Source organism: Xanthomonas axonopodis, assembly GCF_001304695.1.
GTDB classification, from domain to species: Bacteria; Pseudomonadota; Gammaproteobacteria; order Xanthomonadales; family Xanthomonadaceae; genus Xanthomonas; species Xanthomonas axonopodis.
Genome location: NZ_JFAQ01000001.1, coordinates 1 through 5,751, shown reverse-complemented (window position 1 = coordinate 5,751; position 5,751 = coordinate 1). Strand labels below are relative to the sequence as shown.

5 protein-coding genes and 2 pseudogenes are annotated in these 5,751 nt (G+C 64.0%); 1 reads left to right on the top strand and 6 read right to left on the bottom strand.

What is annotated here, in order from left to right; all coding sequences use genetic code 11:
* The 3 genes and pseudogenes from XAXN_RS22825 to xopAV all read right to left on the bottom strand — a co-directional run.
* A pseudogene (locus tag XAXN_RS22825) lies at positions 1-140 on the bottom strand (DDE transposase); the annotation flags it as partial.
* A gap of 178 nt (positions 141-318) precedes the next feature.
* Positions 319-462 carry a hypothetical protein gene (locus XAXN_RS22640; RefSeq protein ID WP_174515527.1) on the bottom strand — a complete coding sequence of 48 codons (144 nt, stop codon included), beginning with the start codon at positions 460-462 and terminating at the stop codon, positions 319-321.
* Between the two features lie 276 nt (positions 463-738).
* Positions 739-1,434, bottom strand: coding sequence for a type III secretion system effector XopAV (gene xopAV, locus XAXN_RS00025; protein WP_054318031.1), 696 nt, complete (start codon positions 1,432-1,434; stop codon positions 739-741).
* 259 nt (positions 1,435-1,693) lie between these two features.
* On the opposite strand from xopAV, the gene XAXN_RS00020 reads away from it, so the two are divergent.
* Positions 1,694-2,674 (top strand): IS5 family transposase, encoded by a 981-nt coding sequence (locus XAXN_RS00020; RefSeq protein ID WP_054318030.1) that lies wholly within the window; start codon positions 1,694-1,696, stop codon positions 2,672-2,674.
* Between the two features lie 115 nt (positions 2,675-2,789).
* Here XAXN_RS00020 and XAXN_RS00015 read toward each other — a convergent pair whose 3' ends face one another.
* The 3 genes and pseudogenes from XAXN_RS00015 to XAXN_RS22310 form a co-directional block, all read right to left on the bottom strand.
* Complete coding sequence (locus tag XAXN_RS00015) at positions 2,790-3,455, bottom strand: DUF2894 domain-containing protein (protein ID WP_054318029.1); 666 nt, start codon at positions 3,453-3,455, stop codon at positions 2,790-2,792.
* On the bottom strand, positions 3,452-4,126 hold the full coding sequence (locus XAXN_RS00010; RefSeq protein ID WP_054318028.1) for an OmpA family protein: 675 nt from the start codon (positions 4,124-4,126) through the stop codon (positions 3,452-3,454). Before XAXN_RS00010 ends, XAXN_RS00015 begins: the two co-directional genes overlap by 4 nt.
* Positions 4,123-5,751 (bottom strand): annotated as a pseudogene (locus tag XAXN_RS22310) (DUF802 domain-containing protein); the annotation flags it as partial. The pseudogene XAXN_RS22310 and the gene XAXN_RS00010, both read right to left, overlap by 4 nt.

Below are 5,751 nucleotides of genomic sequence, written 5' to 3'. Positions count from 1 at the left end.
AGCTCGGTCAGCGACAATCCCGGCTGAAACTGCACGATGTTGATCCCCATCTCCCACCTCCGTTGCCTTCAGCTGGGGCCATTGTCCAACCGCAGCGTCGCAGATCCTGCAACTGGAGGCTGAGGGATGGGGCTAATCAGGTTGTTCAATGGCCGCCACGGGCGCACCGGTACGATATGAGAGGGACGCTACAAAGCCTGCCTCGTGGACAGTGCGGACTACGTGCTTCGCTGCTATCGCTACATTGAGCTCAATCCGGTGCGTGCTCGCCTGACCGACAACCCGGCGGCGTATCGCTTGTCCAGTTGCCCCGCCAACCTAGGCCAGCGCACGCACTCCGCACTGACGCCACACCCCTGTTGGCTTGCGCTTGGCAGGGACCAGAGTGAGCGATCCAACGCCTACCGCGCTCTGCTCGATAAAGCCCTGCTCGACGAACTGCTCGCCAGCATTCGTCTTCATCTACAGCAGCTGCGTGCCCTTGGCCACGACGCCTTCCGCGCAATGGTCGAAGCCAAGACCCACCGCTTTGCTTTGCGGGCGTCAGGCCCGCGCATCGGCGCGCAAGCCGAGCGCCGTCGATTGATAAGTGAACCTGACCCCGTTATTTGGCATGGCGGGGCCTGCTGGTCAAGAAGAAGCCCTCTGCCTGGCGGGAGCGATACAGGCCCGCTATCGGACATCGCCGCGCGGGCCTGTACGATCGGTTCGCCTAATTACCTCCGTCCCCTTTGCCGCTTAGGCTGCTGCCCGATCCCTTGCCGCAGCCAAAAGACGGTTGACCAGCACATCGGCTTCGCGTACGCCGAAGGCCGCGTTCCAGAGTTGCGAGGGTAACCGGGAACGCTGTGCAGTAATGAGGTTCAGCAGATCCTTGGCCAACACGACCTGCTCACCCATTGTGAGGTCATCGCCGGGACCACCGGCGTCGGGCATGGTGACCATTTCGACCGCTTCATCAAGACAAGTAACCGTCGTTCCGAGTTCGCGGGCTCTATCGGCCTTCTGCACCGCAGGGGCGCGCCTCTGCACCCGAAGGTAGGAGACGATCAGATAATCTGCCAGGTTCACTCCAGCGATCGCTACTGCGCTAGCCAAAGCTCCCTTACCGGACAGCGTTGCATAATTCCTGTAGTACTCATCGTCTGCCAGATACCCATATGCTCCGCTTATGGAACTGGCAATGCTGTTAAAGCTGAAGAGTGCGCCCAACGGAAGACTTGCAATACGTGAAACGTGCTGCGCAACGCGGACACTGACGGGAAGGCCAGGCTCCACGAGCTGCGCCTCCCGCACCGGCCGCCGTGGCAGACCCTCCAGTTGCGCGTTGGCATGCCGCTCGCTGGCCGATCCAGACGAACTGGCTCCAGTCGCGGCACCTTCTTGCTCCGGCCTCCGCCCCCCACGTGTTATGGACCAAGATACAGGTCGCATACATCACCTCTGGGATTCGCCATAGAAGTGCGCCATTGTGCACGGCTACAATCGCACAGGAAGTAGCCGACCGAAGAACCGTGGCGCAGCACGAAACAGCTGCCACCCGGTGTCAGAAAGATGGCCGCGCCTGCAGCAGACCAATCAGCAGCATTCGCTAGGGTCTGTTAACACATCCGAAGCCCTTCAACGACTAGGGAACCTCTGAACAACGCGCCAAAAAAGCGCGACACTATCGTTTCGGAGTGAGGATTCATCCATGCAACTGACGTTCGGTGACGCCGAGGGCCTGGGCAAGCGTAAGCAGACCCGCCGGGAGATCTTCCTGGCCGAGATGGAGCAGGTCGTTCCGTGGCAGCAACTGCTCGGTCTGATCGCGCCGCACTATCCGGTATCGGGGCGGCCCGGTCGGCAGCCGTACGCACTGGCGACGACGTTGCGGATTCATCTGTTGCAGCAGTGGTATGCGTTGAGCGATCCGGCGATGGAAGAAGCGCTGCACGAGATCCCGACCTTGCGGCGTTTTGCCCAGCTCGGTGGCTTGGACAATGTTCCTGACGAGACCACGATTCTCAACTTTCGGCGCCTGCTGGAAACCCATGACCTTGCCGCGCGGATGCTGGAGGCCGTCAACGCGCATCTGGCGCGCAAGGGTCAGAGCTTGCGCTCGGGCACGATCGTCGATGCAACGCTGATCGCTGCGCCCAGTTCGACCAAGAACGCCGATCACGCGCGCGACCCTGAGATGCATCAGACCAAGAAAGGCAATCAGTGGTATTTCGGGATGAAGGCGCACATCGGCGTGGATGAGTTTTCCGGACTGGTACACCACGTGCAGTGCACCGCAGCCAACGTGGCCGATGTCACGGTGACGCACGCATTGCTGCACGGCAAGGAAGACAGCGTGTTCGGCGACAGCGGCTATACCGGCGCGGACAAAGGCCAAGAACTGCAGACCTGCGAGGCTGCATTTTTCATCGCCGCCAAGCCCTCGACGATGCAAGCCATTGGCAACACACGCGAGTGTGCTCGGGAACAGCGTTGGGAACACGTCAAGGCCAGCGTGCGCGCGAAGGTGGAGCATCCGTTCCGGGTGATCAAGCGCCAGTTTGGCGACACCAAGGTCCGCTATCGCGGTCTGGCCAAGAACACGGCACAAGTGCTGACCTTGTTTGCGCTGTCAAACCTGTGGATGAAGCGAAAGCAATTACTGCCTGCGATGGGGAGCGTGCGCCTGTAACCCGGGAAATTCCCACGGAAAACGCCAGAAATGGCGAGAAACCCGAAGCTCCAAACGCGACTCTCCGGAACGATGCCACCTTCCGCTCTGTCAGGTCTCGTTGTTCAGACCTTCCCTAACTGCCTCGCTTCGACGGACGCTTGTTGCGTTTCTTGCCCGGCGCCAACGGCGCAGCCTCCTCGTTGGCCAAGGCGCCGCCGGTGTGCAGCTGCTCCAGCCACGACAGCGCATCCACATAGCCGAGAAAGTGCTGCAGATAGCCCGGCGAGCGATCGCGCATCAGGGTGATGCAGCGATGCACCAGCACGCTGGAATTGAGCGGGCCGGCATCCTTGGGCGCATCCTGCAGCGACTGCCGCACCTGGCTGGCGGTGCGCACGGTGGTCCAGGTGCGGCGGAAATCGTCCAGCGCCGGCAGCTCCGGAAACAGCATGGCATCTGCGCTGGCAGTCTTGCGGCTATCCACTTCCATCAGCGCCGCATGCCCGGCCATCTGTGCGGTGAGCGCCCCCAATGCGCTGCGCTGAGCCAACCCAGGGGGTGACGCTGCTGCCGCAGCGCTGTCGGCGTGGCGACCGGTTGCCTGCTTGAGCGCGGTCGCATAGCCATCGACCATCGCGCCGAGCTTGTGTTCCAGCACTTCACGCACCGCATCGGCTTGCGTGCCGGCGCGCGCGGCCAAGGATTCCATCAGATGGAAGCGCACCGGATCCAGCCGATCGGCGCCCTGGCTGCGCCAGCGCTGCAGTTGCGCGCGTGCGGGCAATGCCGGCTTGCTCATCGTGGTGCGGCGGTTGCTGCGGGCTGTGTCGATGCCGCTGCATGCGACGATGACGGGCGCGCGATCGGCGCGATCTCCACGCGGCGGTTCTTCGCACGGCGGGCTTCATCGGCGTTGGAATCCACTGGTTGCTGCGAGCCGAATGCGGCCGCGAACACCGATGACGCCGGCACGCCTTCGGCGATCAAGGCACGGGTCACCGTGAGCGCGCGTTGCGCGGACAGTTCCCAGTTGTCGGCGTAGCGGCGATTGCCGCCCAGTACCGGGCGGTCGTCGGTAAACCCGCTGACCATCAGGATCTCGTCGCGCGCGCGCAGGTATTGCGTCAATGGCCTCGCCAGCGACTTCAATACCTCGCGCCCTTCCGGCTGCAGTTCGTCGGAGTTGAACGCAAACAGCACATTGCCGCGAATGCCGATACGGCCATCGACCAGGGGCACGCGGCCGGCAGCCAACGGTGCGGCCAGTGCCTGTTCCAGCGTCTGCAGACGTTGCGCTTCGGCCTGGCGTTGTTTGACCTTCTCGTCCAGGCGGCTGGACAGTTGCAACTGCACGCCGATCACGCCGACCAGGATCAGCACGAACGCGCCCAGCAACACCGGCATCAGGTCGCTGAATGCCGCCCAGATGGGGGTGCCCAATTCGCCGTCGCTTTCGATCTCGTCGCTCATGCTGTTTCTGCTTCGCCGGGTTCGCTGCGCCCACGATCGAGCTGGCGCAGTTCTTCGATGATCTGCTTCTGCGAGAGCATGCTGAGGTCGACCACTTCACGCGCCTGTGCGACGTAGTAGGCAAGTTGGTCGTCGCTGCGCGCCAGCGAGGCATCGAGTGCCGTGGCGACGTGCTGCAGGCGCTCGTTGAGCTCGCTGGTGGCGCCGCTGAACAACTGCACCGCCATGCCGAACGCTTCGCCCAGGCTGGCCACCTCCACCGCGCTGCCGCTGACATGCGCGGCCACTGCGCCGAGCTTGCCGGTTTCGCTGCCGATCTGTTCGGTGAGCTGGCTGCCCACGCGCTGCAGCAGGTCGGCCGAGGTGGTCACCAGGGCATCCACTGCTTCGCGTTGTTCGGTGGAGGCGTGATTGACTGCATTGAGCAAGGTGTCCAGGGTGGCAAGCAGCTTGCTGCGTTCTTCCAGCATGGCGGTGTCGCGCACCATGCTCTCGGACAGCGATTGGCGCAGCTCGGCCACGACATCGGCCGCGGCCTTGGGCGTTTCGGAGGCGATCTGCATCAGGCGCGACACTTCGCTGATCGTCGCGCTGGCCTGCGCCTGCGCCTGCGTGGACAGCACGCTGGCGGTGCTGGCCAGGGTGTCGCAGATGGCCTGCTGTTGCTGGGCGACGCGTTCGCCGGTCTGCTCCCATTGCGTGGTCAGGGCCGTGCTCATCGCGCCGAAGCGCTCGCTCCACAGCGCCAGGCGCTGGGTGTCGCGCGCTTCCAGGGCCGCCTGCAGATCGGTGTGCGATTGCTGCAGGGTGCCGACCAAAGCTGCGGCATGCGCGTCGAAACTGGCGGTGGCTGCGGCAAGGGCGCTGTGGTGCTGGCTGGACAACGTGGCGCTGGCCTGTTGTTGCTGCGCGAGTGCATCGCTCCACGCGCTGGCGGTGTCGCTGCGCGAGTGCATCGCTCCACGCGCTGGCGGTGTCGCTGCTGGATTGCGCCATGCGTTGCGACACCGCCTCCACCAACGCGGCAGAGCGTGCCTCGAAGGTGCTGGCAAAGTGCGCGAGCGTGTCTTGCAGTTCCTGGGTGAGCGCGTGATTGGCGCGTTGCTGCTCGGCCACCGCGGCAGTCCATGTCGCTGCGGCAGTGGCGGTGCTGTCGGCAAAACCGTGACTCAGCCCGTCGAGTTGCTGCCGCACGGCCTGCTGCACGCCTTCATGCAAGGCGCTGGTCTGCTGCGCCAGTTGCTCGAGGGTGGCGTGCAAGTGCGTGCTGAGCGCTTCGGTGGCGCGTTGCTGTTCGGCAAGCACGCCGGCCCAGTTGGCGGCGTTGGCCGCGGTGCTGCTGGCAAAGCCATCGTTGAGTGCGCTCAATTGCTGTTGCACGGCCCGGGTGACGCTGTCCTGCATAGCAACGCTGCGTTGGTCGATCTGTTCCAGCGTGCCCTGCAATTGCTCGGTCAACGTGGCCTGCGTACGTTCCTGCGCGGCCAAGGCCACCTGCCAGTGCTCGGTCGCCGTGCGCGCGTTCTGCTCGATGGCTGCATTGACCCCGTGCAACTGCTGCTGCACGGCGCTGCTCACGCTGTCCTGCACGGCAACGCCGTGCGCACTAAGGCAACGCTGATCAA

What these genes read in the sequence shown, in the direction of transcription:
- XAXN_RS22640 (WP_174515527.1), bottom strand. Translation starts at nt 462, where the DNA reads ATGAAGACGAATGCTGGCGAGCAGTTCGTCGAGCAGGGCTTTATCGAG.
- xopAV (WP_054318031.1), bottom strand. Translation starts at nt 1,434, where the DNA reads ATGCGACCTGTATCTTGGTCCATAACACGTGGGGGGCGGAGGCCGGAG.
- XAXN_RS00020 (WP_054318030.1), top strand. Translation starts at nt 1,694, where the DNA reads ATGCAACTGACGTTCGGTGACGCCGAGGGCCTGGGCAAGCGTAAGCAG.
- XAXN_RS00015 (WP_054318029.1), bottom strand. Translation starts at nt 3,455, where the DNA reads ATGAGCAAGCCGGCATTGCCCGCACGCGCGCAACTGCAGCGCTGGCGC.
- XAXN_RS00010 (WP_054318028.1), bottom strand. Translation starts at nt 4,126, where the DNA reads ATGAGCGACGAGATCGAAAGCGACGGCGAATTGGGCACCCCCATCTGG.